Below are 24,750 nucleotides of genomic sequence, written 5' to 3'. Positions count from 1 at the left end.
ACGATGCAGACCACGCGCCCCCTCATGGCTCTCACGGCGCTCTCCGTCGTGCTCGCCACCTCGGCCTGTGGGTCGATCTCCCCGGGCGCCTCGGCGGCCGAGGAGTTCACCGAGCACTTCTCCTCGGCCTATCCGGATCAGGTCCTCGAGGTGGTCACCACCGCCTCGGACGAGCTGCCGTGGGTCAGCGGCGACATGGGCGGCTCGCTGATCCTGGCCGACGACACCCCGCCGGACACCCTCGCTGCGATCGTGGAGGAGGTCACCACCTGGGAGCCGGACGCTGATGCGGACTATGACGCGGTGGGTGTGCAGGCCAACGGCCTGTGCCTCTATGGTTCCGACAGTCAGCAGGAGCCCAAGACGCACCTGCGCACCAAGCTGTATGCCGAGGGGCTGGCACTGCAGGGCACGTGGCGGTGCCCCAACTGGTTACGTTCGTATGAGACGACCTATCGCGGCGAGCTGAGTCAGCTGATGCAGGACACCGAGACGGTCCGGTCGCTGTGGGGCGAGGAGGAGGGCGAGCTGCGGGTGGTGGCCGACATCAGCACCCCCTCCGGCTCGGTGGACCACGCCTGGGCCACCCTGCCGCAGACCCTGCCGGACGTGCTCGCCGCAGTGGGCGAGGACCACCCCGTGAAGGTCTTCGACCTGACCGACGGCGACCTGCGGATCGCCGTGCAACCCACCACCGAGCTCACCGACCTCCAGGCGGTCGCGGAGGCCGCGGCGGGGCCGGACCTGACCGTGCAGGTGATGCAGGGCAGCCTGGACTCCCAACAGTCCGAGCGACTCGACGCCCTCGCACCCCTGGGTGACGCGCTGCGGTCCCTGCCGGGTGTGGAGAACATCCTGGTCGAGCAGGATCGGGTCACGCTGTCCACCCGTGACCTGGAGGCGGTCCGCGGCATCTACGACGCGGCGATGGAGCACCCCGAGTTCCAGGACGGGTTGGCCCTGCGCATCAGGTATGACCGCCTCGTCCCGGACGCAGACCAACTGTCCTTCTTCTACGAGCACCCCAGCGGCTCCGCGGGCGAGCGTCTGTCGGTCTTCGAGGAGCTGGCCGCCCTGCGCACCGTCAACCGGTTGTGGGTCGCCGACTCCCGCCAGGAGGGGGGCAACCTGGACGTGCAGGTTGACTTCACTCGCCCACTGGTCGACGCACTGCCGCAGGTGAAGGAGATCCTGCCTGACGGCATACGGCTGAAGGTCGCCGGAGCCGACCACCGGGACAGCGTCACCTTCACGACCGCCCGCAGTCTCGCGGAGGACGACCTGCGCTCGCTCTATGAGATCCCCGACCTGGGCGCCATCGCGCAGGCCTGGAACGACGCGGGATAGCTCCCCCGCTCAGCACCGACAGGAGGAGCCGTCAGCGCTGGGCGCTCACCTCTGCCAGGCGGCCGGGCTCCAGGGCGACCCACACCGTCCAGTCCGGGGCGACGGCGAGCCCGTGCGGCTGGCTGTCCGGCGTCGGCAGTTCGGCCAGGGTGATCGCGCCGTCGTCACCGATGTGACCCACCTGGTTGGAACCCCACAACGTGAACCAGCAGCCGCCTGCCGGGTCTGCGGCGATGGCATGGGGCTTGCTCTGCCGATCCGGCAGGGCGTGCTCGACCAGCGTCCCCGCGGCGTCGACCCGACCGATCAGCCCGGCACCGATCTGCACAAACCATCCGGCGCCATCCGGCGCGGCAGTGATCCCGACCGGGCCAGCCCCCTGAGTGGGCAGCGGCAGAATCTCGACCTGCTCGTGATCAGCCCGCAGGCAGCCGACGGCGTGCGCCTGGTTGAGGGTGAACCAGACGGCGTCGTCAGCACAGGCGATCAGCGAGGGCATGCCCCCGGCGGCTCCAGTCGGGAACTCCCGGACCCGGCCGTGGGCATCGACATGTCCGATCAGGTCCGACGCCATCTCGGTGAACCACAGCTCGCCCGTGCCGGTGGTGGCGATGCCAAACGGGTGCGCCTCCGGAGTCGGCACCGGCACCGCTGCCCGGACCCCTTCTGGCCCCACGTGCACGAGGCGGTTGCCGACCGACTCGGTGACCCAGACCGTGTCCTGGTCCGTGGCGACGAGCAGCAAGGGCCGGCCGCCCTCGCCCAGCGGAATCGTCGTCAGGGAGCCGTCGGCAGCGCGCCTGACGACGGCATCGCCCTGGGCGAGCGTGGCCCAGACGGCGCTGTCATCAGTGACCGCGACGGCATACGGCATGGCCGCGGCGTCGGACACCTGGTGCTCTCGGATCAGCGGCTGACCTGACATGCCACCACCGTATGACGGCAGCACCCGCAGGTCATGTGGATTCTCTGCTCGCGGCGACTAGCCCCGCTGAGCACCCACCCGACGCGACCAATCCGCTCCGCTGACGGCTCCGAATCACGAGGTGACTGACCACCACCACTGAGGAGTTGTCATGCGCACCACCCGCAACCGCACCGCACCGCTGGCCATCCTGGCCCTCGTCGGCCTCCCGCTGCTCGCGGCAAGCCCCGCCTCGGCCCACGAGGACGGCGGCACCGAGCTCTCCGGCACCCTGACCGAGCTCAACGACTCGGGGGCCTCCGGCACCGCCTGGGGCATGCTCGAGGGCAACGAACTGCACATCATCCTGGAGACCGAGGGCCTGCTGGACGGCGCACCGCATGCCCAGCACATCCACATCGGCGGCACCAACACCTGCCCCGGGGCAGACGTGAAGGGCACCGGTCCGGGCGGTGAGCTGCAGACCTCCGACGGCGTCCCGGCCTACGGGATGGTGAAGGTGAGCCTGACCAACGAGCCCGGCATGACCACGGGTGACCACGCGCTCGACGTGGAGAACTTCCCGGCCACGGGCAGCTACACCTATGAGCGCACCATCGAGCTCGACGACGAGACCGCGGCCTCCGTCGCCGCGGGCGACGGCGTGGTCGTCGTCCACGGCGTCGACCACGACGGCAGCGGCGCCTATGACGGTGACGCGAAGTCCGACCTGGACCCGGCCCTGCCCGCCGAGGCCACCAACCCCGCGCTGTGCGGTGAGTTCGAGGTCGCCCAGATGACGATGCCCGAGGACGGCGTCGCCACCGGTGGCAGCGGGACCGCCGGCACCGAGCACGTGGGTCTCATGGCCCTGGGCGGTGTCACCCTGGCCGTGGCCGGCCTGGGGCTGGCCGTCACCCGCCGTCGCGCGGACCAGCGCAGCTGAGCGTGAGCACCTCACCGACCGAGGGACACGGGCGGCGTCTGTCGTTCGTGGCCTTCGGGCTGCTCCTCGCTCTCGGCGTGGGCCTGCTCTGGTGGGCGCTCGCCCACCAGGTCGGTGAGCCGCCCGTGCCGGAGGGCACCCGACAGAGCGCCGGGTCCACCGCATCGGGCACCCCGGAGGATGCTGTGGCAGCGACCTCCGCACCGACGCCACGGCCTTCCCCGGACTCGCTGCCCGACGCCACAGTTCCCGGGGCCACTGGCAGTGCAGGGGAGGCCGTGGCCCCGGGGTCGACACCCGCAGCGCCGCAGACTGTGGTGGCACCCGAGACAGGCTCCGCACCAGGAGGCGACGCATCCTCGCCCGCACCTGCGCTGCCTGCCTCTGAACCCGTGCGGGTGCGGGTCCCCGCGTTCGACGTGGACAGCCCCTTGCACCCCCTGGGCCTCGACGACGAGGGGCGGCTAGCGGTGCCCAGCGGCGAGCTCTATGACGAGGCCGCCTGGTATTCGGGCTCGCCGACACCGGGCGAACCCGGGCCGTCGGTCATCGAGGGCCATGTCACCAGCCAGGGGTCGGTCCCCAGCGTCTTCTTCGAGCTGGGAGCCCTGCAGCCCGGCGACACCGTCGAGGTCGACCGGCAGGATGGCACGACGGCGACCTTCGAGGTCTACGGAGCGGACAGCTTCCCCAAGGACCAGTTCCCCAAGACGACCGTCTATGGCAACACCAGCGGCCCAGAGCTGCGCCTGATCACGTGTGGCGGGACCTATGACGCCGAGCTGGGTGCGCACGTGGACAACGTCGTGGTGTTCGCTCGCCTGGTCGACCCACGTGGAGGTTCCGGTTGACGCATCGCCCCCTCGAAATGAACGCGCGGGCTAGATGACCACCGTGCATGATGAACGGGTGGCCGACCCGGGGCAGGACCTTGCCCGCCTGATCCAGGCCGCAGGACGTGGAGACCAGCAGAGTTTCGCCGACCTCTACGACGCCACCGGGCCCCGGGTTCTCGGACTTGTGCTGCGGGTGCTGCGGGACCGGGCTCAGGCGGAGGAGGTCACGCAGGAGGTCTTCCTCCAGGTCTGGCGCAGCGCCAGCTCGTTCGACCCCGCTCGCGGGAGCGCGTTGTCCTGGTTGCTGACCCTGGCGCACCGTCGGGCCGTTGACCGTGTCCGGTCTGCAGCGTCCCAATCCAGGAGGGACCAGGACTACGAATCACTGCAGGCACAGACACCCTTCGACAGCACCGCCGAGTTGGCAGAGGGCCGGTTGGAAGCCACCCGAGTGCGCTCGGCCCTCGGTGGGCTGACTCAGACCCAGCGCAGCGCGGTCGAGCTCGCCTTCTTCGACGGTCTCACCCATCAGGAGGTCTCGGAGAGACTGGGGGTGCCTCTGGGCACGGCCAAGACAAGGATCAGGGACGGACTGCGACGGATGCGCGATCAGTTGGGAGGTGCACAGTGAGCCAGCAGGTGCCCCCGGGTGAGCCCGGTGACGACGTGCACGCCCTTGCTGCGGCGTATGCGCTCGACGCGGTGGACGCTGACGAGCGGGAGACCTTTGAGTTGCATCTGTCGACCTGCGCGACCTGCAGGCGCGAGGTGGCAGAACTGCGCGAGGCCACGGTCGCGCTGAGCGACGATCTCGCCGTGGAGCCGCCACCGGCTCTTCGGGAGCAGTTGCTGACCCAGATCGCGCTCACACCTCAGGACGCGCCCACACCCGTGGACGCACCGACGGACCAGGTGGCGCCGACACCCGTGGACGCACCGACGGACCAAGTGGCGCCGACGGACGAGGTGGGAGCCCACCGCGCCCGACGTTCCCGAGGGCCGGGGCGCTGGCTGCTCGCCGGCGCTGCGGCGGCGGCCATCGCGATCGGCGCCGTGGCGATCACGCAGTGGCCGACCGACACTCCCGATCCCGCGATCGTCGCGGTGCAGGAGGTGCTCGAGGCCCCCGACGCGATCGAGGCCACGGAGTCGGCGGACGGCGCCACCTTCACCGTGGTGACGGCATCCTCCCTGGACCGGGCGGTGCTGCTCACCGAGGACCTGCCAGGGGCTCCCGACGGTGAGGACTATCAGCTGTGGTTCGTGCACGAGGACGGCACTGCGGTCTCCGCGGGGCTCATGCCTCGAGAGGGCGACGAGGTCGCCCTCGAGGGAGCTCCCGCGGGGGCGGTCGCGGTCGGCATCACGGTCGAGCCGGCCGGGGGGTCCGAGCAACCGACCAGTGATCCCATCGTCGCGGTGCCCTTGCAGGGCTGACGTCGCGGCCCTGCAGGATGAAACAAAACGGCCGTGGTCTGACTCAGGGTCAGACCACGGCCGGTGCGGCACGGAACACTCAGGCGGCGCTGCGGTCCATCTCGTCACGGAGCACGGCAGTGCCGGACGGCACCCGCTCGTCGGTGTCGATGGTGACGAAGTCGGCGACCAGCGCGCCGTCTCCGAGGGCGACACGCATGCCGAGTCGGGCACCACGGCCCAGGCGGGCGCTGCGGCCAACGCTGGCGTTGGTGCCGACCACGGCGTCCTCACCGACGAAGGCGTCCTCGGCTACCCATGCGCCGGAGCTCACACGCGCGCCAGGAGCCACGTGGGCCCCCGGGTCGACATACGCCGACTCGTGCACGTAGGCCTGCGGGTCCACCACGGCGCCCTCGGCGACCAGTCCGCCTCCTAGCGCGTGCGGCCAGTAGCGCAACGGCTTGCCAGGCACCTCTTCAATCTCGACGTACTTCTTGCGACGCCTCGCCAATCTGATCCCTCCTCGGGACATATCGTTGGGGTGCGCGGTCTCACGGTGACCTCGCAGTAGCAAAAACGCCCGTGTGCCCTCCGATGTTCCCGATCGCGGTTGTTTCTGTGGACTGTGGTACACGTCACGAACGACCACGGGGAACGCATCCTCCCGAACGTCCTGCGCCACAGGGCAACCGATCGCGTCTCCCCAGCGTCACAGCACCACCAATGACGGTAGGTTCACCTCGAGGGATCGGGGACAAGGAGATCGAGATGCGTAGATTCACAAGGCGTAGGTATGGAGCCGGGCTCGTGGCGCTGGCACTGCTCGGAGCGGCCGGGTGCAGCACCTCGGGCGAGGACACCGGTGGCGTGGTCACGGTCACGGGCGACGCGGAGTCTGCAACGCAGGGGACAGCGGGATTCTCCATCCGCGGGACCATCGAGTCTCTCCCCCGACCGACCGAGCCCTCCTATCCGATCGCGGTCGGCGATCTTGAGGCCGGGGCTGCCGCGATGGGCCTTCAGGCACCCGAGACCGTCGATGAAAGGCGGGACTGGATGATGGCCCTCGCAGTCGCCGGCCCGGACACGGCGGTGACCTTCCTGCTGCCTCGTGACCTCAGCAGCGACACGGGCGTGGCCGAGGAGCCCGAACTGGGCTTCGACATCACCCAGGTGGCCTCGGTGGCCGAGGTCGGCCTCCAGCCGGATGCCGTGGTGCTATCCGGCGATTTCGACGAGGACACCCTCTCCCCCGACCTGGTCGACCTGGGCGACGGCGTCGTGAGCGCGGGTGAGGGCGAGGACGGCTACTCAGACCTTGAGGCGCGCACGGTGCTGCGTCCCCTCGGGCAGCCGCTGCGCGTCGCACAGGATGGCGACCGCATCATGTTGTCGGGCAACACCCGCACTGCCCAGAACTGGCTGACCGGGCAGGGGCCGACCCTGGCCGATGAGGAAGCCGTGCTGGAGACTGCCGACCAGTTGGACGCTCTCGGGGCGATCAGCGGCTATTTCCTGGTGCAGCCAGGGGGCGGAGCTGGGATGGAGGCCCTGCTGGGCGAGTCCGCCTCACCGGAGCAGGTGGAGCAAGAGCTCTCCGAGATGGAGCAGTCATCGATCACCACCCCGTTCGGTGTCGTGGCCGTCGGCACCACCGTGGAGGGCACCGCAGTCCAGGACGTGGTCGTCTATCACTTCGGCTCCGAGGCTGTGGCGCAGGACGCCGTCGAGGAGGTCGAGCGGGCGTGGAACGACGCGCAGCTCCTGCAGGGGCAGCCGGTCGTCGAGATGTTTAGCCTGGACGAGGTCAGGGCGGAGGGCTCCGCGGTCATCGCCGTGCTGGATCGGGAAGAGGCCAGATCCGACACCCTGACCAGGATGCTCGTCAGTCGCGACGGTCCGCTCAACTATCTGTGACCGCCGGGATCAGTCCGCCGCAACTCGGACGCGCTCACAATACGAAGGCCGCGAAGCCTCCGAGGAGCAGCGTCGCACCGGAGCCCACACAGAGCAGGGCACCGTGGGACCGCTCCCGGTTGAGATCGATGGCGACCACCGTGGCGGTGAGGACCGCCACGAGCGCAGCGACCACCAGATACGCGGGGGTGCCATACAGCCACGCGTAGGGCACGAGGTGCACGGCCAGCACCAGGGCCATCACTGCCGCCACCGCCAGATAGCGGTGCTGGACGATCAGCACGATGGCGAGCGGCAGCACCAGGAGCTGGCCGGCGCCGAGATAGATGGACAGAGCGTTCATCGACGGGTCGTCGGGCCGCCCTGCCGTTGCCGTCAGCGATGTGAGGAGCAGGCCGAGGGGCACCCCGACGGTGCCCTGGAACAGGGCGGCATAGGCGCCTGCCCTCTCCCCGAAGCGCAGCCAGATGACGCCGGCCACGAGCCACGTCAGCCCGAAGGCCACGAGGAAGCCGAAGCCATTGTGGTTCACCTCGGCCAGGGCCTCGAGGTAGTCCTGGACGTCGGTGGTCGACGCGTTCGGGCCTGACATCATCGTGGCTCCCTCCCAGCGGTCAGCACCCTGCGAGGCTAACCCACCCACAGCCGACACCGCTGATAATGCCAGCGGGTGGGTTTCAGGTATAGTGAACGCGCGCCGGAGCGATCCGGCGTCATGTTTGCGCAGGTCAGATCGCCTCTGAGTGCGCAGGCCCGGCCAGGTAGCTCAGTTGGTACGAGCGTCCGACTGAAAATCGGAAGGTCGGCGGTTCGACCCCGCCCCTGGCCACCATCCACAGAGCCGCAGGTCAGCACGACTGACCTGCGGCTCTGTTGTGTCCGAGGTGACTCTGGTGGTCCGCTCGGGGGTGGGCTACGGTTCGCTGTGGAGGGATCGTGACCCTCCCAGACCCGGAGACCGTGACCCTTCGGGCTGCGCCTGAGATGGAGCCCCTGCCGTGCGCAAGACCACCCGCCCCTACCCTGCCCAGCCACGACGCCGCTCGCGTCGCAAGGGCGGCGCCATCGCGATCATTGCGGTCATCGCCGCTCTCGCCTACGGGGCGAATCTCGACGAGGACGCTCAGCCTGTTGTTGAGGCGGCGCCCGTCCAGACCACTCGCGAAACATCCGCCACACCCGAGCCCACGGCTGAACCGCCGACTGCCCCGACATCGGAGTCGGAGCCCACGCAGGAGAGTGCGCCGAGCCCGACGACGGAGGCGACACCGACGACCGAGCCCGACACCGTGGAGCCGGAGATCGCCACGGCCGAGGTCGTCGAGGCCGAGCCGGCACTGGCCGCGGCTCCAGGAACCGCGCTGGCGACCCTCGCCGACCTGGAGATCAAGGGGCGTGCCGCCACGACCGGCTATGACCGCGACCTGTTTCAGTACCGCTCCCACGACCTGGATCGCAACGGGTGCGATGCCCGCAACGACATCCTGCGCCGCGACCTCGCGGACCTGGTCACCAAGGCGGGCACTCAGGGGTGCGTCGCTCTCTCCGGCACGCTGACCAGCCCCTACTCCGGGGAGACCATTGACTTTGTGCGTGACAGCACCGGTGGCTCGATCGAGATCGACCACGTCGTCGCACTCTCGGACGCCTGGCAGAAGGGTGCGCAGGCCTGGGACGAGGACACCCTGCGCACCTTTGGCAACGACCCGCTCAACCTGCTCGCGGTCGAGGGCAGGCTCAATGCCCAGAAGGGTGCCGGCGACACAGCGACCTGGCTCCCGCCGGACAAGAGTTTCCGCTGCGAGTTCGTGGCCCGGCAGGTCGCGGTCAAGCACGACTACGCACTGTGGGTCACCCAGGCAGAGTTCGACGCCATGGAGCGGATCCTGACCAGCTGCCCCGACGAGCCGTTGCCCGAGGCACAGCATGCGCAGCTGCGGCCCGAGCTCGCTGCCGCACCGGAGCCCGAGCCGTCCCCGGAGCCGACTCCCACACCGGAGCCGGTGGCCGCCCCGCCAGCGACCGCACCGGCGCCGATCATGGCACCGCCTGCTCCGGTGGAGGGCACCAGCACCGATCCACGGCACAAGACGTGCAAGTCCGCCAAGGCCGCCGGCCTCGGCCCCTACCACCAGGGCACGGACCCCGAGTACGACTGGTATCGCGACGCCGACAAGGACGGCATCGTCTGCGAGTAGGGGCACAGGACTACGCTTGCCCTCACGCCCGAGCCGACCGGGCGGCATACTCCTCCGCACCCCTTGGAGCACCACATGGCCCGAACCCAACTCCGCCTCCTGGCCACCCTCTCGGCTGCGGCCCTGCTGCTCACTGCCTGCGGCGGCGACGAGGAAGAGCCGGCCAGCGACGACGCGACGGCTGGTGCCGACGCTGCCGGTGACAGCGCGGACGGCGACGACTCGGCCGCCAGCGGTGGCAGCGAGGACGCGGCCGGAGCCTGCTCGCCCGACTCGCTGGAGACCGTCACCGCGGGCACGCTCACGCTCAGCACGTCCGAGCCAGCCTTCGAGCCGTGGATGGTCGACAACGACCCCGCCAACGCCGAGGGCTACGAGGCGGCCGTGTCCTATGCCGTGGCCGAGCAGCTCGGCTACGAGGCCGACGCGGTCGAGTGGGTGCGCAACCCGTTCGAGGCGACCATCGCTCCGGGGCCGAAGAACTTTGACCTCGCGATCAACCAGTTCTCGATCACGCCGGAGCGCGCGGGGGCCGTCGACTTCACCTCCGGCTACTACGACGTGCGCCAGGCCGTGGTGTCCAAAGAGGGCGCGGGAGCGGCCGATGCCGCGAGCCTGGCCGACCTCAAGGACAGCCTGCTGGGAGCCCAGGTCGGGACCACGAGCCTGGCCTCGATCGAGGAGTCGATCGACCCGAGCAACGACCCGCTGATCTTCAACAGCAACGAGGAGGCCAAGCTCGCCCTCGACAACGGCCAGGTGGACGCCATCGTGGTGGACCTGCCGACCGCTTTCTATCTGACGGCGGTGGAGATCGAGGGTGGCGTCATCGTTGGTCAGTTGCCGCTGACGGGCGACGCCGAGCAGCTGGGCTTCGTCCTCGACCTCGACAGCCCGCTCACCGACTGCGCGACGCAGGCCGTCGACGCCCTCCGCGAGGATGGGACCCTCGACGACCTGGCCACCGAGTGGCTCGCCGATGTCGCCGGCGCTCCCGAGCTGCAGTGACCCTGGAGCAACCCACCCCGCTCGAGCCCACCCCGCTCGAACTCTCCCGCCGCCAGCTGCGGGCGGGTCGTTCCCGGCGGTCGACTCTCACGTCGCTGATCAGCACGCTGGTCTTCGCCGCGGTCCTCTATCTCGCCATCACCAGCGCACCCGGCTGGTCGCGCACCCAGGCGACCTTCCTCAACCCACAGGTCGCCTGGGAGTCGCTGCCCAAGATCCTCGAGGGACTGTGGTTGAACATCCGGGTGCTCGTGGTCGCGGCCGTCGCCACCCTGCTGCTCGCGCTCGTCCTGGCGGTCCTGCGCACGCTGCGCGGCCCCGTGTGGCTGCCCCTGCGGCTGCTGGCCACCGGCTATGTCGACCTGTTCCGCGGGATCCCGCTGATCGTGCTTCTCTATCTGATCGGCTTCGGCGTGCCGGCGCTGCGGTTCACTGACGGGCGGATCAACCCGGTCTATCTGGGCACGGTCGCCCTGGTCCTGACCTACGCCGCCTATGTCTCCGAGGTCTTCCGGGCCGGCATCGACAGCGTCCACCCCAGTCAGCGTCTGGGTGCGCGCTCGCTCGGTCTGAGTTATGGCCAGTCGATGAAGCTCGTCGTGCTCCCCCAGGCGGTCCGCCGGGTCACCCCGCCGCTGCTCAACGACTTTGTCGCCATGCAGAAGGACGTCGGCCTGATCTCCCTGCTGGGCCCGCTCGATGCGGTCCGCGCCGCCCAGATCGCCTCCCAGAGCACGTTCAACTTCACCCCGTATGTCGTGGCGGCCCTCCTCTTCGTCCTCCTGTCAGTGCCCACGGCCCGCCTCGCCGACTGGGCAGCGTCCCGGGCCGCACGGCGCGAGCAGAGCGGGGCAGCACTGTGATCGGCTGGCGCAGGTCACCCGCCGGCGACGGTGGCCGTATGCCGATGGGTCCCGCCGAGCGGGACACCTCCCTCGATCTGCCGCCGGGTCCGCGACGGAGCCCGGACGTCGTGCTGGACGTGCGCGGCCTGGTCAAGGCCTATGACGACACGGTCGTGCTCAGCGGGATCGACCTGACCGTGGCCGAGCACGAGGTGGTCACCCTGATCGGCTCCTCGGGCTCGGGCAAGTCGACCCTGCTGCGCTGCGCCGGGGTGCTGGAGCCGATCAGCGACGGGCAGATCCTGCTGGACGGGCAGGACATCAGCGACCCGCGGGTCGACGCCGACGCCGTGCGGGCCCGGTTTGGCGTGGTCTTCCAGGCGTTCAACCTGTTCCCACACATGAGCGTGCTGGACAACGTGATGCTCGCGCCGCGTGTCGTGCACCGGGTCTCACCGAAGGAGGCGCAGGCACGGGCCGAGGCGCTGTTGGAGCGGGTGGGGCTCGCCGACAAGGCCGACGCCTATCCCGACCGCCTGTCCGGTGGCCAGCAGCAGCGGGCCGCGATCGCCCGGGCCATCGCCGTCGAGCCCCGCGTGCTGCTGCTCGATGAGATCACCTCGGCACTCGACCCCGAGCTCGTCGGCGAGGTGCTCGCGCTGGTGCGTGAGCTCGCCGCAGGTGGCGCCACGATCCTGATGGCCACCCACGAGATGGGTTTCGCCAAGCAGGTCGCCGATCACGTCGTCTTCCTCGATCAGGGTGTTGTCTGCGAGGAGGGACCGCCGGCCCAAGTGCTGGGCGAGCCGACGCAGCCACGCACTCAGGAGTTCCTGCGGCGGGTCATCGACGCCGGCCGGCTTTGACCTGAGGGGGCGCCGGTCTGACCTGAGGGGTGACTGTCTGACCTGAGGGGTGACTGTCTGACCTGAGGGGCGCCTGTCTGACCTGAGGGCAGCGCCTGTCTGACCTGAGGGCAGCGCCTGTCTGACCTGAGGGGTGACTGTCTGACCTGAGGGCAGCGCCTGCGTGTCGTGCACAGTGCCGTCATCGTTGCGGCGTGTCCCGTGCCCCGACACGGAGTTGGCAACGCCGATCACGCACATGTGGCCATTGGCGACATCCAGGGGATCCACCCGATGCAACGTGAGGGCTCCCCCACGGCGTCCTCACTGACGAGGTCCGGACGGGCCACCAAGGAGGGGAGCACACGATGAGGTCCACCCGCTGGCTCGCGATCTTGACTGCGGCGACACTGACCACCACGCTCACCGGGTGTGGTGAGGACGACCAGCCGACGGTGGCGGGCCCACCGCCAGCCGAGCAGACCTCTGCCACGACCGAGGCACCAGCAGACCCCGCACCCAGCACCGAGGCACCCAGCACGGAGGCACCCAGCACGGAGGCTCCGGCCGAGCCCAGCGACGACGCACCGACGTCGCAGGCGCCCGAGCCGACCGATGAGGCCCCGGCGGGCGACCTGCCAACCGAGCCCACGGCATACGGCGACATGTTTGTGCAGGCCTGGGTCGACCAGGACGAGACCCTGCTCGAACAGCTCGGCAACCCCGATGTGGTCGCCAACATGGACGTGTGGGGCGGTCAGGGCTGGACCAGGGGCGAGGTCCGGCAGGAGACGCACGGTGCAGTCGTCATCAACTATGCCGACGACCAGAACATGCAGCTCGAGCTCTGGGTGCAGGAGGGGATCACCCAGGGCGGCGAGCCGCACGGCGTCGTCAGCGCGACCGTGGCCGAGGGGGCCTACCCGATCCCGGAGACCGTCGAGGACTACGCGATGGCCTTCGTGGACGCGGCCGGTGGAGATGCCGAGGACCGGGCCTACCTCGAGCGGTTGGGCACCCCAGAGGCCGCCGCTGAGGCGCAGGACTGGTTCCGCGACTTTGTGTGGACCAACCCACAGGTCTCCGACGGCCCCGACGCCAACACGGTCGAGGTCACCTTCACTGGCGACCGTGATGACGTCAAGCTCGTGCTCCTGATCGACCGTGAGCTGGCCGAGTCGGCCGCCGAGGACGCGGTGCTGAAGGCGCGGCTGGACGGGGGCCTGCCCGACATGAGCATCAAGACCTATGCCGACACCTTCGTCCTCGCCTTCGGCGAGGGTGACGCCGAGGAAATGGGTGACTACGCCACCGACGAGGTCGTCGATGAGCTGCGGGACTCCGGTGGCCCGGGCTGGCAACACGTCCACTCGGGTGAGAACGGCGGTGAGCCCGTTGAGGTCTATGAGGACACCGAGTCCGGCCGCGAACTGATCCTGACCCTGGACGCCGAGAAGGTTGACGCCCGGGACTATCAGGCGATCGTCGGCGCCGAGCTCAGCGCAGGCTGATGCTCAGTCGGCCCTGCGGCGGTAGGTCAGGACAGCATTGCCCGCTGACGTCTTGACCAGGTCGACCAGTTCCAGCCGGGTGGTGGGGTCACCCGGCTGGAAGAGTCGCCGAAAGGAGCCGCCCGCGATGACCGGGTGGGTGATCAAGATCAGTTCATCGAGCAGCCCGGCCAGGAACAGGTCGCGCACGATGCTGATGCTGCCCTGCACGCCGATGTCCTGGCCCGACGACTCCTTGAGTTGGCGCACGTGGTCATGCAGGTCGTCCTCGATGAGCCGCGAGTTCTGCCACTCCAGGGGCCCGGTGAGCGTGGTGGAGGCCACGTGCTTGGGGACCTGGTTGATGAACTCCGCAAATGGGTTGTCCTCCGACGGAACGGAATTGGGCCAGTAGTCGGCCCACTCCTGGTAGGTCACCCGACCCAGGACGGTCTCGTCGATGCTGCCGATGGTGCGGGTCATCAGCTCGCCCAACTCCGCATCAAAGCTGTCGAACTGCCACTGGTCGGGTCCCTCGACGGCTCCGTCGAGGGAGTGGAACAGACCGGAAACTACCTTGCGCATGAGTCCTCCTGTGGGGTGGGTTGTGCCTCATCTGGACCGACCACGCCGGGTCGGCAAACTCATCGCACGACGATCGACCTCGCCTCAGGATCCTCCACGTCAGGACCGTGGACCACTCGCCGGTTGCGGCGGTGTCTTCTAGCCGATAGGACGGAGACGAGGCGTCCGACCGGGGCGGCGGGACGGAGGACAAGTGGCACTGGCCATCGAGGACTACGGGGTCATCGGGGACATGCACACGATGGCCCTGGTCGGCAACGACGGCTCGATCGACTGGTTGTGCCTGCCCCGCTTCGACTCCGGTGCCTGCTTCGCCGGATTGCTCGGCACCGAGGACAACGGCTACTGGCAGCTCGCACCGGTCGGGGCCGACCGGTGCACCCGCCGCCAGTATCGGGGCGACACGCTCATCCTGGAGACCGAGTGGGAGACCCCCGACGGGTCCGTGCGCGTCATCGACCTGATGCCGGTGCGAGACAAGGCCGCCGACATGGTGCGCATCGTCGAGGGCATCTCCGGTCGCGTCCGGATGCACAGCGATCTGCGGCTGCGATTCGACTACGGCAACATCATCCCGTGGGTCAAGCATCACGGCACCCAGCTCTCCGCCATCGCGGGGCCGGACTCCGTGTGGCTGGACACCCCGGTCGAGGTCCACGGGCACGACCTGATGACGACGGCCGAGTTCGAGGTCTCGGCCGGTGACCGCGTGCCGTTCATCCTCACCCACCACCCCAGCCATGAACGCGAGCCCGCTCGCCGCGATGCAGAGCGCATGCTGTCGCACACCGAGGCTTTCTGGGCGGAGTGGATCTCCCACTGTGACTACGAGGGCGGGTGGGACGAGGCGGTCCGGCGCTCCCTGATCACGCTGAAGGGTCTGACCTACGCCCCCTCGGGCGGGATCGTCGCCGCAGCGACGACATCACTGCCCGAAGACATCGGCGGGGTCCGCAACTGGGACTATCGCTTCTGCTGGCTGCGTGATGCCACCTTCACGCTGCAGGCCCTCCTGGGCACCGGCTTCGAGAGCGAGGCCCACGCGTGGAGGGACTGGTTGCTGCGGGCGGTGGCCGGGGACCCTGCCGACCTGCAGATCATGTATGGCATCGACGGGCGGCGGCGCCTGCCCGAGTATGAGCTCGACTGGCTCACCGGCTATGAGGGATCACCCCCGGTCCGCGTGGGCAACGGTGCCGCCGGCCAGTTCCAGCTGGATGTCTGGGGCGAGGTGCTCGACATGCTGCACGTGGCCCGCGAGACGGGGCTGTCGTCCGCCCCCGACGCCTGGGACCTGCAGCGCGAGATGCTGGACTTCCTCGAGGGCAACTGGCAGCAGCCGGACAAGTCCCTGTGGGAGATCCGCGGGCCCGACCGACAGTTCGTGCACTCCAAGGTGATGGCCTGGGCTGGGATCGACCGGGCCGTGCGTGCCGTCGAGGACTTCGGGCTGGAGGGCCCGGTGGACCGGTGGAAATCATTGCGGCAGCAGATCCATCACGAGGTGTGCACTGAGGGCTTCGATGCCTCCCGCGGGACCTTCACCCAGTTCTATGGTTCGCCCAGCCTGGACGCGTCCTTGCTGCTCATCCCCCAGGTCGGTTTCCTGCCCTGGGACGACGAGCGGGTGGTCGGGACCGTGGATGCGGTCCAGCGAGAGCTCACCGAGGGCGGGTATGTCCTGCGCTATCGCACCGAGCACGGTGTCGACGGTCTGCCCGGTGAGGAGGGCGCCTTCCTGCTCTGCAGCTTCTGGTTGGCCGACGCACTCGTCGGCATCGGCCGCGTCGACGAGGGCCGCGAGCACTTTGAGCGGCTCTTAGCCCTCCGCAACGACCTGGGCCTGCTTGCCGAGGAGGTCGACCCCGTCTCGGGCCGCCACCTGGGCAACACACCACAGGCGTTCAGCCATGTGGGACTGGTCAACACTGCACGCCACCTGAGCGCGCTGTCGCCTGGCCCATCGCCGACCGGCAACAGGTGACGGACGCGGGACCGGCAGACCCCGCAACCTGACGAGCACTCACGACTGAGGCGTGGGAGGGGGAGTGGTGCGTTGCTTCAGACAGCCTCGCTGAGCAGACCCGCGAGGAAGGTCTCCAGCGGACTGGATCCGTCCGCAGCGTCCTGGGCGTGCCGTGAGCCATCGCGTGCAGTGTTGCTCCCCGGTCGCCAGATCCCGGCCTGGATCAGGGAACGTCTGGCTCCAGGTGGTCGGGTGCTCGACGCGCGAGCACCTCGGACCAGCTCACCCGCCGGTGCGGAGAGTCGGATCGTGATCGTTGCTTGCTGGTTGGCACGCCTCATGGCGCAGGACCTGCCAGCCTGCGCAGCGGACCCTGGTGGCACCTCACGGGCAGACCCTGGCGGCTGCTCGGCGACAGACTCCTGCGGGAGACCGCCGACGGACCGTGAGGTCGACTCCGGGACAGACTGCTCCCCTGAACAACCGAGGGTGGGCAGGACAGGTGGGGGCTTCGAATAATAGGTGTGGCCCGTCTGCGTGGTGATTTTCACCGTGTGCGTCCCGTCGGCCAGGTCCACGACCTCGTGCGACAACCCGTCAGCCTCTTTGCCATAGTTGCAGGCCTCACACAACCCGTTGGCGTTCACCTTGCTCGTGCGGCCACCCCGGGCAAAGGCGAGGACGTGGTCGGCATGCCGCACCGGTGCATCGCACCATGGCGTCCGGCAGACCTGGTCTCGCGCGACGATGAACCGGCGCAGCGCTCCGGTGAAGGTGCGCCGCCGGTCGTCCTGATTGATCAAGACGCCGGTCTCCTGGTCGGCATAGAGCCTCCGGACCCAGATGACCGCCTCTCGGCGGGCTCGCTCCTCCGTCGAGTCCGGCTGGTCAGAGCCAGGGTTGTCCGCGAGGCCAGGATCCTGGACAGCCGGGGTGTCGTCGACCTCGTCTGGCCGGTCGCTGCGCGGCACGGCGCTAGTGCCGTCAGGCTGCAGCAGGTCGCGGGCCATCGGGGCCGGGATCGGGCCATAGCCCTCCAGCCGGGCTGGAGTCTCGTCCAGTCCCACGAGCGCCTTGTCCGTGATCACAAGCCCGACCTCGATGTGCTGGCCGTCAGCGGGGGCCCTGCCGGTCAACCGCTCGGCGAACAGATCGGCACGCAGCTGATCCAGAGACCGCTCATCACCCTGTGTCTTCAAGGACTTCGCCGCCTGGTCCAGGGCCTTGTAACAGGCCACGCCGTCGGCCACCGGCAGATAGCCCGACACGATCGCCATCACGTCCGGAGCCGGACGCATGCTGACTCGGCGGTCGGACTTCGCCTTGCGTCCCCGGTTGGTCACTGAATAGGGGTCCAGCTCGTAGGCCTTGGCCTTGGCAGCCGCGACCAGCGCACGGTGCGAGTCCCCACCGAAGCGGCCGGCCAGGTGGGCGTCCACCAGGCCGCGGTGCTCCACCGAGAGGCAGGCGGTCTCCTTCACCAGTTGCGTCGCCGTCCACTCTCCAATCAGCCCAGCCGTCAGCGCAGCATGCGTCGCCGGCATCTCGGTGACGATCGCCGTGGCGAACCCGACGTGTCGTGACCCCGCGTGTGGGGACTCCCGTCGCGCCATCGCCAACTGCTGGGCGATGCCCTTGTCGGCCTTCTCCCGCGGGACGCCGTCAGCCAGCGCCTGGTCACCCAGGGCGGCGTGGGCCAGGAGGGTCACGCGTGCCTGCGCCGCGGCCGACGCGTTCTTGAGCACCTCGAGCTGAGTCAGCACGTCACACAGCTCCGCGGGCGAGCTGGCAGCCAACGGCTCCAGGTCGCCACCGGTGGCCATACGTGTCGCCCAGGAGGCCACCTCTGCTGCCGACATGGCCGGCTCGGATCCGGGCGACGTGGTGCGCTCGGCGTTGGAGGACGTGGCTAGTGCGAGCGCCTCACCTGGCTGTGTCTCGATGCTCATCGTCCCCTCCTCCCGAGTCTGTGACGGGGTGTCCTGATCGACACCAACAACATTAGTACAGACGTCGGACAGTGCCCTTGGGTTGTCCACAACGAGGCGCTCGGGCCTGCCTCCACGAGCGCGGTGGCAGGCGCGGTGACGTGGGCCGTGACGACGGGTGCCCTGGGGCGGCAGCCGTGACGACAGGTGCCCTGGGGACAGCAGTCGTGACGACGGGTGCCCTGGGGCGGCAGCCGTGACGACAGGTGCCCTGGGGACAGCAGTCGTGACGACGGGTGCCCTGGGGCGTGGGGGCGTGGGGGCGTGCACCCGATTCTGTGTCCGCCAGTGCGACTCGTTGCGTCGCGGCCCGCTCAGAGCGCGGCAGCCACCTCGGTGCCCTGCCGGATCGCACGCTTGGCGTCCAGCTCTGCGGCGACGTCGGCGCCGCCGATGACGTGGACCGGCCTGCCTCGAGCGGCCAGCTCGGCACCGAGGGTGTTGACCGACTCCTGCCCGGTGCACAGCACGACCGTGTCGACCTCCAGAACAGTCGCCCTCGAGCGGTCCTCACCGAACGAGATGTGCACCCCCGCGTCATCGATCCGCTCGTAGTTGATGCCGGTGTGCTGCCGCACGCCCTTGGCCCTCAGGGAGAGGCGGTGCACCCAGCCGGTGGTCTTGCCCAGCCCCTTGCCGATCTTGCTGGTCTTGCGCTGCAGCAGGTGCACCTCGCGTGGCGACGGGACCGGCTCGGCCGGCACGAGACCGCCCCGCGCGGCGTCCGGGGAGCCCACGCCCCACTCGGCCATCCACTCCGTGACCCCCATCGGGCTGGGACCGGTGTGGGTCAGGAACTCTGCGACGTCCACGCCGATGCCGCCGGCACCGAGCACCGCGACCCGCTCCCCCACGGGCCGCCCCTCCAGGACCACCTGGGCGTAGGTCAGCACCGACGGGTGGTCCACCCCGGGGATGTCCGGGATGCGCGGCTCGACGCCCGTGGCCACCACGACCTCATCGAAGCCCTCGAGGTCCGCAGCGCCCACCCAACGCCCGAGGTGCACCTGCACGCCCTCCAGCTCCAGCCGACGCCGGTAATAGCGGATGGTCTCGGCGAACTCCTCCTTGCCCGGGATCCGCAGCGCGATCGCGAACTGACCGCCGAGGTCGTCAGCCGCCTCGAAGAGCTCCACGCGGTGACCGCGCTCCGCCGCCGTGACGGCAGCCGCCAGTCCGGCCGGCCCGGCGCCGACCACAGCGACCGACTTCGCAGCGCGGGTGGGCCCGAGCACCAGCTGTGTCTCGTGCCCCGCCCGCGGGTTGACCAGACAGGTCGCCGTCTTCCGCGCGAACGTGTGGTCCAGGCAGGCCTGGTTGCAGGCGATGCAGGTGTTGATCTCGTCGACCCGCCCCTGCTGCGCCTTGAGCACCCAGTCCGGGTCTGCGAGAAAGGGTCTGGCCATCGAGACCAGGTCCGCGCTGCCGTCCGCGATGACCTCTTCGGCGAGCCTCGGCATACTGATGCGGTTGGAGGTGACCACCGGGATGGTGACCTCCGGGCGCAGGGTGGCGGTCACGGCCGTGAAGGCGCCGCGGGGCACCGAGGTGACGATCGTGGGGACGCGCGCCTCGTGCCAGCCGATGCCGGTCGACAGGATGGTCGCACCGGCCGCCTCGACCTCCCTTGCGAGAGAGACGATCTCGGCCCAGCTCTGACCGTCGGGGACCAGGTCCAGCAGCGAGATCCGATAGATGATGATGAAGTCCGGTCCGACGGCCTCGCGCACGGCCCGGACGATCTCGACGGGGAGCCGGCGTCGCTTCTGAGGGCTCCCTCCCCACTCGTCGGTGCGCTGGTTGGTGCGCGGCGCGAGGAACTGGTTGATCAGATAACCCTCCGAGCCCATGATCTCGACGCCGTCATAGCCGGCCTCCTGGGCGAGCCGGGCACAGCGGGCGTATGCCGACACGGTCCTCTGCACGCCCCCTCCGGTGAGCGCTCGGGCCCGGAAGGGTGTGATCGGTGACCTGCTCGTGGAGGCAGAGACGGACAGCGGGTGATAGCTGTAGCGCCCGGCGTGCAGGATCTGCAGGGCGATCTTCCCGTCCCAGGCGTGGACGGCGTCCGTGACGACCTGGTGCTGGCGCAGCTGACGTCTGCTGATCAGCGCGGAGGCCCCGGGATAGAGCGAGCCGGTCAGGTTGGGCGCGTAGCCGCCGGTGACCATCAGGCCGGGGCCGTTGCGGGCACGCTCGGCATAGAACGCCGCCAGCCGGTCGGCGTCGCGACCACGGTCCTCCAGGCCGGTGTGCATCGAGCCCATCACGACCCGGTTGCGCAGCTCGGTGAAGCCAAGGTCGAGGGGCTCAAGCAGGCGTGGATACTCAGTCACGGTGTGAGCGTACCCAGTCGTGTTACCCCTAGGTAATATCAGCGCCCCGGTCGGTCGTTGCCCCAGAGGTCACTGGCTCGTCAGAACGCTCTTCGGCAGTGGCCTGCTCCGCGGTCACCTGCTCCGCGGTGACGTGCTCTTCGGTGACCGCCTCACCCCGCGCCACCATGCCCGCGATGTCGGAGAGCTTGATCTCCTTCAGGAACAGCGTGAGCAGGAAGCCGAGGGCCAGTAGCGGCACGAGATACCAGAAGGACGGGGCGAGCGCGTTGGCATAGCCGTCGATGACACCGGTGTGCAGCGGCTCCGGCAGGTTCTTGACGATCTCCGGGGTCAGCGACTCAGCGCTGCCGCCACCTGCCGGCGCCGGGGCGCCGCCGAAGACACCCTCGAGGTTGTCGACCAGTCGTGAGGTGAAGATCGTGCTGAACAGCGCGATGCCGACGGCCGCACCGATCTCACGGAAGAAGTTGTTGGCACTGGTCGCGGTGCCCAGCTCGTGCGGGTCAACCGCGTTCTGGACCGCGAGCACGATCGTCTGCATGACCAGGCCGAGGCCGGCGCCCAGTGCGAAGATCATGATGCTGAACAGCCAGAGCGGGGTGTTGGCGTCGAGCTGCGTGAGCCAGATCAGGCCGAGTGTGGCGATCGCCATGCCGGCGATCGGATAGCGGCGATAGCGGCCGGTCTTGGTGATCGCGAAGCCGGACCAGATCGCCGTGCCCATGACGCCGACCATCATCGGGATGAGCAGCAGACCGGACTCGGTCACACCGACCCCGTTGGACATCTGCAGGAAGGTCGGCAGGAAGCCCAGCGCGGCAAACATGCCCATGCCGATGACCAGACCGATCGTGGTGGTCAGCGTGAAGGTCGGGTTCTTGAACAGGTGCAGCGGCAGGACCGGGTCTGCGGCCCGCTGCTCGACCGGGATGAACAGCGCGATCGAGACGACGGTCAGCGCGGCCAGGCCCAGCAGGCGCCAGTCGGACCAGTCATAGCCGGCGCCGCCGCTCAGGCTCTCCCAGCTGGTGATCAGCACGACGGAGGAGGCCGCGATCACCAGCAGGGTGGCCCCGGCGATGTCCAGCCGCTTGCTGGCGCGGTGGCTCGGCAGCTGCAGTGCGAACCAGGCGATGGCGATCGCGATGATGCCGATGGGGATGTTGATCCAGAACGCCCAGCGCCAGTCGTGCTGGTCGGTGAACCAGCCACCGAGCAACGGACCGGCGACGGCCGCGATGCCGAACAACGCGCCCATCGGCCCCATGTACTTCCCGCGCTCCCGGGCCGGGACGATGTCGGCGATGATCGCCTGCGACAGGATCATCAGGCCACCACCGCCAAGCCCCTGGACGCCGCGCCACAGGACGAGCTCGGTGAAGGTGCCCGCGAAGCCGGCGCCAGCCGAGGCGACGGTGAACAGGGTGATCGCCACGAGGAACGGCCAGCGGCGACCAAACAGGTCACCGGCCTTGCCATAGAGCGGCATGACGATGGCCACTGCCAGGATGTAGATCGTGATGATCCAGCCCTGGTGGGCGACCCCGTCGAGCTCGCCGACGATCGTGGGCATCGCGGTGCCGACGATCGACTGGTCGAGCGAGGAGAGGAACATGCTCGCCATCAGGGCGCCGAAGATCAGCCAGACCTTGCGCTGGGTGAGCACGATGGGCGCGCGGTCGAGCGGGACTGCGGGAGAGCCCGCAGGAGAGCCCGTTTCTGGGGTCGACAAAGCCATGAGATCCCTCGTGGATTAGGTGGTGCAAACGTTGATAGCGACATCAGAACGTCACGGCACGCCGTGCTGTTCCGGCTCCGTCCCCTACTTAAGTATCGACTCTGACACTCACCGACCGCCGCCACCCGCACTCGAACGAGCACAGTGAGGAAACCCATGCCGACCCGACCCAGTCCAGGACAGCCGCACCTCGGCACCCGATCGGCGCCGACCCTCCAGCTCGACGGCCTTGAGTTCAAGGACCTCGACGGGGACGGGCAGCTGGCTCCCTATGAGGACTGGAGGTTGTCCGCCCGGCAGCGCGCGGCCGACCTGGTCTCCCGGATGACGCTGGAGGAGAAGGCTGGCCTGATGCTCATCGACACCGTGAACGCCGGCTGGGGTGGCACGGTCACCAGGCAGGGGCGCGAGCACCTCGAGGGTCAGCACATGCGCCGGATCATCTTCCGCAACGTCGTGGCGCTGCCCGGCCAGGAGACACGGGGCGACGACGACCACCCGTTCGTCGCCGGCTCGTCCCTGACACCCCAGCAGGCGGCACGTTTCCTCAACGCCGTGCAGGAGCTGGCCGAGAGCAGCCGACTGGGCATCCCGGTGCTGGCCAAGTCCAACGCCCGCAACCACATCGACCCCGATGCCCGCGCCGGCATCAACGAGAGTCACGGCGCCTTCAGCGGTTTCCCCAAGGAGGCCGGGCTGGCCGCCGCTGCCCTGGGCGCCGGGAGCATGGCCCCGGTCGTCAGCTTCGCCGAGGTGATGGGGGCGGAGTGGCGCGCCATCGGGCTGCGCGAGATGTACGGCTACATGGTCGACCTCATCACCGAACCGCGCTGGTATCGCACCCACGAGTGCTTCAGCGAGGACGCGACCCTGACCAGCGACATCGTCACCGCGCTGTTGCAGACCCTGCAAGGAGCAGAGGTCGTGGACGGTTCCTCGCTGAGCCCCGCCACCGACGTCGCCCTGACCATCAAGCACTTCCCCGGCGGCGGCCCCCAGGAGCGCGGGCTCGACCCGCACTACTCCTTCGGCAAGACCCAGGTCTATCCCGGTGACAACTTCGGTCACCACCTCGAGCCGTTCAAGGCGGCCGTCGCCGGCGGTGCGGCCGCGATCATGCCCTACTACGGCGTGCCGATGAATGTCACCCACGACGGGGTCACCTACGACCACGTCGGTATGGCGTTCAGTGACCAGATCGTGAACGGGCTGCTGCGCGGGGGGCTGGGTTTCGCGGGGTATGTCAACTCCGACACCGGGATCGTCACCGAGCGTGCCTGGGGCCTGGAGGAGGTCACGATCCCGGAGCGGGTCGCGGCAGCGATCAACTCAGGCTCCGACACCCTGTCCGGGTTCCACGACATCACGACCATCACCAGCCTGGTGGAGAACGGTCTGGTCTCCTCGGCCCGGGTCGACCTGGCCGCCGAGCGGTTGCTCGTCCCGATGTTCCTGATGGGCCTGTTCGAGAACCCCTATGTCGATGAGACGGCACCCAACCACGTGCTGTCCAGCACTGCCCACGCGGAGGTGGCCCTCGGCATACAGCGTCGTTCGGTCGTGCTGCTGGAGAACCGGGACCGGGCCGACGGCACCGGACCGGCGCTGCCGCTGCGCCCGGGGTCGACCGTGTATGTGCTGGGCACGATCGACACGGACGCACTGACCTCCCGAGGTTTCACCGTGGTCGATGGCAACGCCGAGGACCGCCCGAGCGCCGAGGGCGCCGACCACGTGCTGGTCAGTCTCAGTGCCCTGACCCTTGGCACGGCGGGTTATCGCAGCGCGGAGCCGGACTCAGGGATGCGACCGGACAAGATCAGCCCGGTCGTCTTTCCAGGTGTGCGCGGACTGGACGGCAAGACTCCCTACGGAGCAGCAGACGCGGGCGTGGCCTATGGCGCCGAGACGTGCACCGACGACGGCCTGCCCTTTGGCGGCCCGCTGCCCTGGGAGAGTGGGGTGATCGACTTCACCGGCATGGAGGCTGCCGAGTCGTGGGCCGTCCAGCCCTCACTGACCACGATCCAACAGGTCATGGACGAGGTCGGCGACCCAACGAAGGTGGTCCTGGATGTCTATTTCCGCCAGCCGTTCGTGCTGGATGAGCAGAGCGGCCTGCGCGACGCCGGGGCGATCGTGGCGACCTTCGGCATCACCGATGCGGCGCTGCTGGACGTGCTGACCGGCGAGTTCGCACCACAGGGCAGGATGCCGTTTGCGCTCGCGGGCTCGGCGCGGGCCATCGAGGAGCAGCACAGCGACCTGCCCGGCTATGACACCACGACCGACGGTCCGCTCTACCGCTATGGCCACGGCCTGACGTTTGCGGCGCGGGAGGACTAGTCCGCAGGGCCGTCGATCGCGACGGGACGTGAC

Annotated in this window: 20 protein-coding genes and 1 tRNA gene; 14 read left to right on the top strand and 7 right to left on the bottom strand. The window is 69.2% G+C overall.

Annotation, left to right across the window (positions count from 1 at the left end):
• The first annotated feature begins 3 nt into the window (after window positions 1-3).
• Window positions 4-1,347: a hypothetical protein gene (locus tag NF556_RS02915; protein ID WP_252594003.1), complete on the top strand. Its 1,344-nt coding sequence runs from the start codon at window positions 4-6 to the stop codon at window positions 1,345-1,347.
• A 31-nt stretch (window positions 1,348-1,378) separates the two neighbouring features.
• On the opposite strand, the gene NF556_RS02910 is transcribed toward NF556_RS02915, so the two are convergent.
• On the bottom strand, window positions 1,379-2,272 hold the full coding sequence (locus tag NF556_RS02910; protein WP_252594002.1) for a Vgb family protein: 894 nt from the start codon (window positions 2,270-2,272) through the stop codon (window positions 1,379-1,381).
• Window positions 2,273-2,423: 151 nt separating this feature from the next.
• On the opposite strand from NF556_RS02910, the gene NF556_RS02905 reads away from it, so the two are divergent.
• Genes NF556_RS02905 through NF556_RS02890 form a run of 4 tightly spaced genes read left to right on the top strand, consistent with a single transcriptional unit; the run spans window position 2,424 to window position 5,470 of the window.
• A complete protein-coding gene (locus NF556_RS02905; RefSeq protein ID WP_252594001.1) occupies window positions 2,424-3,197 on the top strand; it encodes a CHRD domain-containing protein in 774 nt (257 codons plus the stop codon).
• A gap of 2 nt (window positions 3,198-3,199) precedes the next feature.
• Window positions 3,200-4,048, top strand: a complete 849-nt coding sequence (locus NF556_RS02900) for a class F sortase (RefSeq protein ID WP_252594000.1) — start codon at window positions 3,200-3,202, stop codon at window positions 4,046-4,048.
• 34 nt (window positions 4,049-4,082) lie between these two features.
• Window positions 4,083-4,664 (top strand): ECF RNA polymerase sigma factor SigK, encoded by a 582-nt coding sequence (sigK, locus tag NF556_RS02895; protein WP_252593999.1) that lies wholly within the window; start codon window positions 4,083-4,085, stop codon window positions 4,662-4,664.
• Window positions 4,661-5,470 carry an anti-sigma factor gene (locus tag NF556_RS02890; RefSeq protein WP_252593998.1) on the top strand — a complete coding sequence of 270 codons (810 nt, stop codon included), beginning with the start codon at window positions 4,661-4,663 and terminating at the stop codon, window positions 5,468-5,470. The genes sigK and NF556_RS02890 overlap by 4 nt, the downstream gene beginning before the upstream one ends.
• A gap of 79 nt (window positions 5,471-5,549) precedes the next feature.
• Here the strand turns inward: NF556_RS02890 and NF556_RS02885 are convergent, their stop codons facing one another.
• Window positions 5,550-5,963, bottom strand: coding sequence for a transferase (locus NF556_RS02885; protein WP_252593997.1), 414 nt, complete (start codon window positions 5,961-5,963; stop codon window positions 5,550-5,552).
• A gap of 296 nt (window positions 5,964-6,259) precedes the next feature.
• Between NF556_RS02885 and NF556_RS02880 the strand changes: the two genes are divergently transcribed.
• Window positions 6,260-7,369, top strand: a complete 1,110-nt coding sequence (locus tag NF556_RS02880) for a hypothetical protein (protein ID WP_252593996.1) — start codon at window positions 6,260-6,262, stop codon at window positions 7,367-7,369.
• A 34-nt stretch (window positions 7,370-7,403) separates the two neighbouring features.
• On the opposite strand, the gene NF556_RS02875 is transcribed toward NF556_RS02880, so the two are convergent.
• The gene (locus tag NF556_RS02875) at window positions 7,404-7,961 is read right to left on the bottom strand and encodes a DUF7010 family protein (RefSeq protein ID WP_252593995.1); all 558 of its coding nucleotides are present in this window, start codon (window positions 7,959-7,961) and stop codon (window positions 7,404-7,406) included.
• 163 nt (window positions 7,962-8,124) lie between these two features.
• Here NF556_RS02875 and NF556_RS02870 point away from each other — a divergent pair.
• The 6 genes from NF556_RS02870 to NF556_RS02840 all read left to right on the top strand — a co-directional run bounded on the left by NF556_RS02870 (window position 8,125) and on the right by NF556_RS02840 (window position 13,776).
• Window positions 8,125-8,201 (top strand) — tRNA-Phe (locus NF556_RS02870).
• Between the two features lie 166 nt (window positions 8,202-8,367).
• Window positions 8,368-9,567 (top strand): GmrSD restriction endonuclease domain-containing protein, encoded by a 1,200-nt coding sequence (locus NF556_RS21320; protein WP_289781774.1) that lies wholly within the window; start codon window positions 8,368-8,370, stop codon window positions 9,565-9,567.
• A gap of 75 nt (window positions 9,568-9,642) precedes the next feature.
• Window positions 9,643-10,575 carry an ABC transporter substrate-binding protein gene (locus NF556_RS02855; RefSeq protein ID WP_252593994.1) on the top strand — a complete coding sequence of 311 codons (933 nt, stop codon included), beginning with the start codon at window positions 9,643-9,645 and terminating at the stop codon, window positions 10,573-10,575.
• A complete protein-coding gene (locus NF556_RS02850; protein ID WP_345780138.1) occupies window positions 10,572-11,438 on the top strand; it encodes an amino acid ABC transporter permease in 867 nt (288 codons plus the stop codon). Before NF556_RS02855 ends, NF556_RS02850 begins: the two co-directional genes overlap by 4 nt.
• A 38-nt stretch (window positions 11,439-11,476) precedes the next feature.
• Complete coding sequence (locus tag NF556_RS02845) at window positions 11,477-12,286, top strand: amino acid ABC transporter ATP-binding protein (protein ID WP_252593993.1); 810 nt, start codon at window positions 11,477-11,479, stop codon at window positions 12,284-12,286.
• Between the two features lie 347 nt (window positions 12,287-12,633).
• Window positions 12,634-13,776 carry a hypothetical protein gene (locus tag NF556_RS02840; protein WP_252593992.1) on the top strand — a complete coding sequence of 381 codons (1,143 nt, stop codon included), beginning with the start codon at window positions 12,634-12,636 and terminating at the stop codon, window positions 13,774-13,776.
• Window positions 13,777-13,779: 3 nt separating this feature from the next.
• On the opposite strand, the gene NF556_RS02835 is transcribed toward NF556_RS02840, so the two are convergent.
• Window positions 13,780-14,340 carry a dihydrofolate reductase family protein gene (locus NF556_RS02835; protein WP_252593991.1) on the bottom strand — a complete coding sequence of 187 codons (561 nt, stop codon included), beginning with the start codon at window positions 14,338-14,340 and terminating at the stop codon, window positions 13,780-13,782.
• A gap of 193 nt (window positions 14,341-14,533) precedes the next feature.
• On the opposite strand from NF556_RS02835, the gene NF556_RS02830 reads away from it, so the two are divergent.
• Window positions 14,534-16,324, top strand: coding sequence for a glycoside hydrolase family 15 protein (locus NF556_RS02830; RefSeq protein ID WP_256829342.1), 1,791 nt, complete (start codon window positions 14,534-14,536; stop codon window positions 16,322-16,324).
• 77 nt (window positions 16,325-16,401) lie between these two features.
• Here the strand turns inward: NF556_RS02830 and NF556_RS02825 are convergent, their stop codons facing one another.
• From NF556_RS02825 to NF556_RS02815, 3 genes are all read right to left on the bottom strand, one after another.
• Entirely contained in the window at window positions 16,402-18,255 is a 1,854-nt protein-coding gene (locus NF556_RS02825) for an HNH endonuclease (RefSeq protein ID WP_252593990.1), read from the bottom strand.
• A gap of 353 nt (window positions 18,256-18,608) precedes the next feature.
• Window positions 18,609-20,630 (bottom strand): NADPH-dependent 2,4-dienoyl-CoA reductase, encoded by a 2,022-nt coding sequence (locus NF556_RS02820; protein ID WP_252593989.1) that lies wholly within the window; start codon window positions 20,628-20,630, stop codon window positions 18,609-18,611.
• A 28-nt stretch (window positions 20,631-20,658) separates the two neighbouring features.
• Entirely contained in the window at window positions 20,659-22,371 is a 1,713-nt protein-coding gene (locus NF556_RS02815; protein ID WP_252593988.1) for an MDR family MFS transporter, read from the bottom strand.
• Between the two features lie 156 nt (window positions 22,372-22,527).
• On the opposite strand from NF556_RS02815, the gene NF556_RS02810 reads away from it, so the two are divergent.
• Window positions 22,528-24,717: a glycoside hydrolase family 3 protein gene (locus NF556_RS02810; protein WP_252593987.1), complete on the top strand. Its 2,190-nt coding sequence runs from the start codon at window positions 22,528-22,530 to the stop codon at window positions 24,715-24,717.
• Window positions 24,718-24,750: the final 33 nt, after the last annotated feature.

The organism is Ornithinimicrobium faecis, from assembly GCF_023923225.1.
GTDB lineage: Bacteria > Actinomycetota > Actinomycetes > Actinomycetales > Dermatophilaceae > Ornithinicoccus > Ornithinicoccus faecis.
The sequence above is the reverse complement of the archived record's forward strand: the minus strand, read 5'-3'. Positions and strand labels throughout refer to the sequence as shown.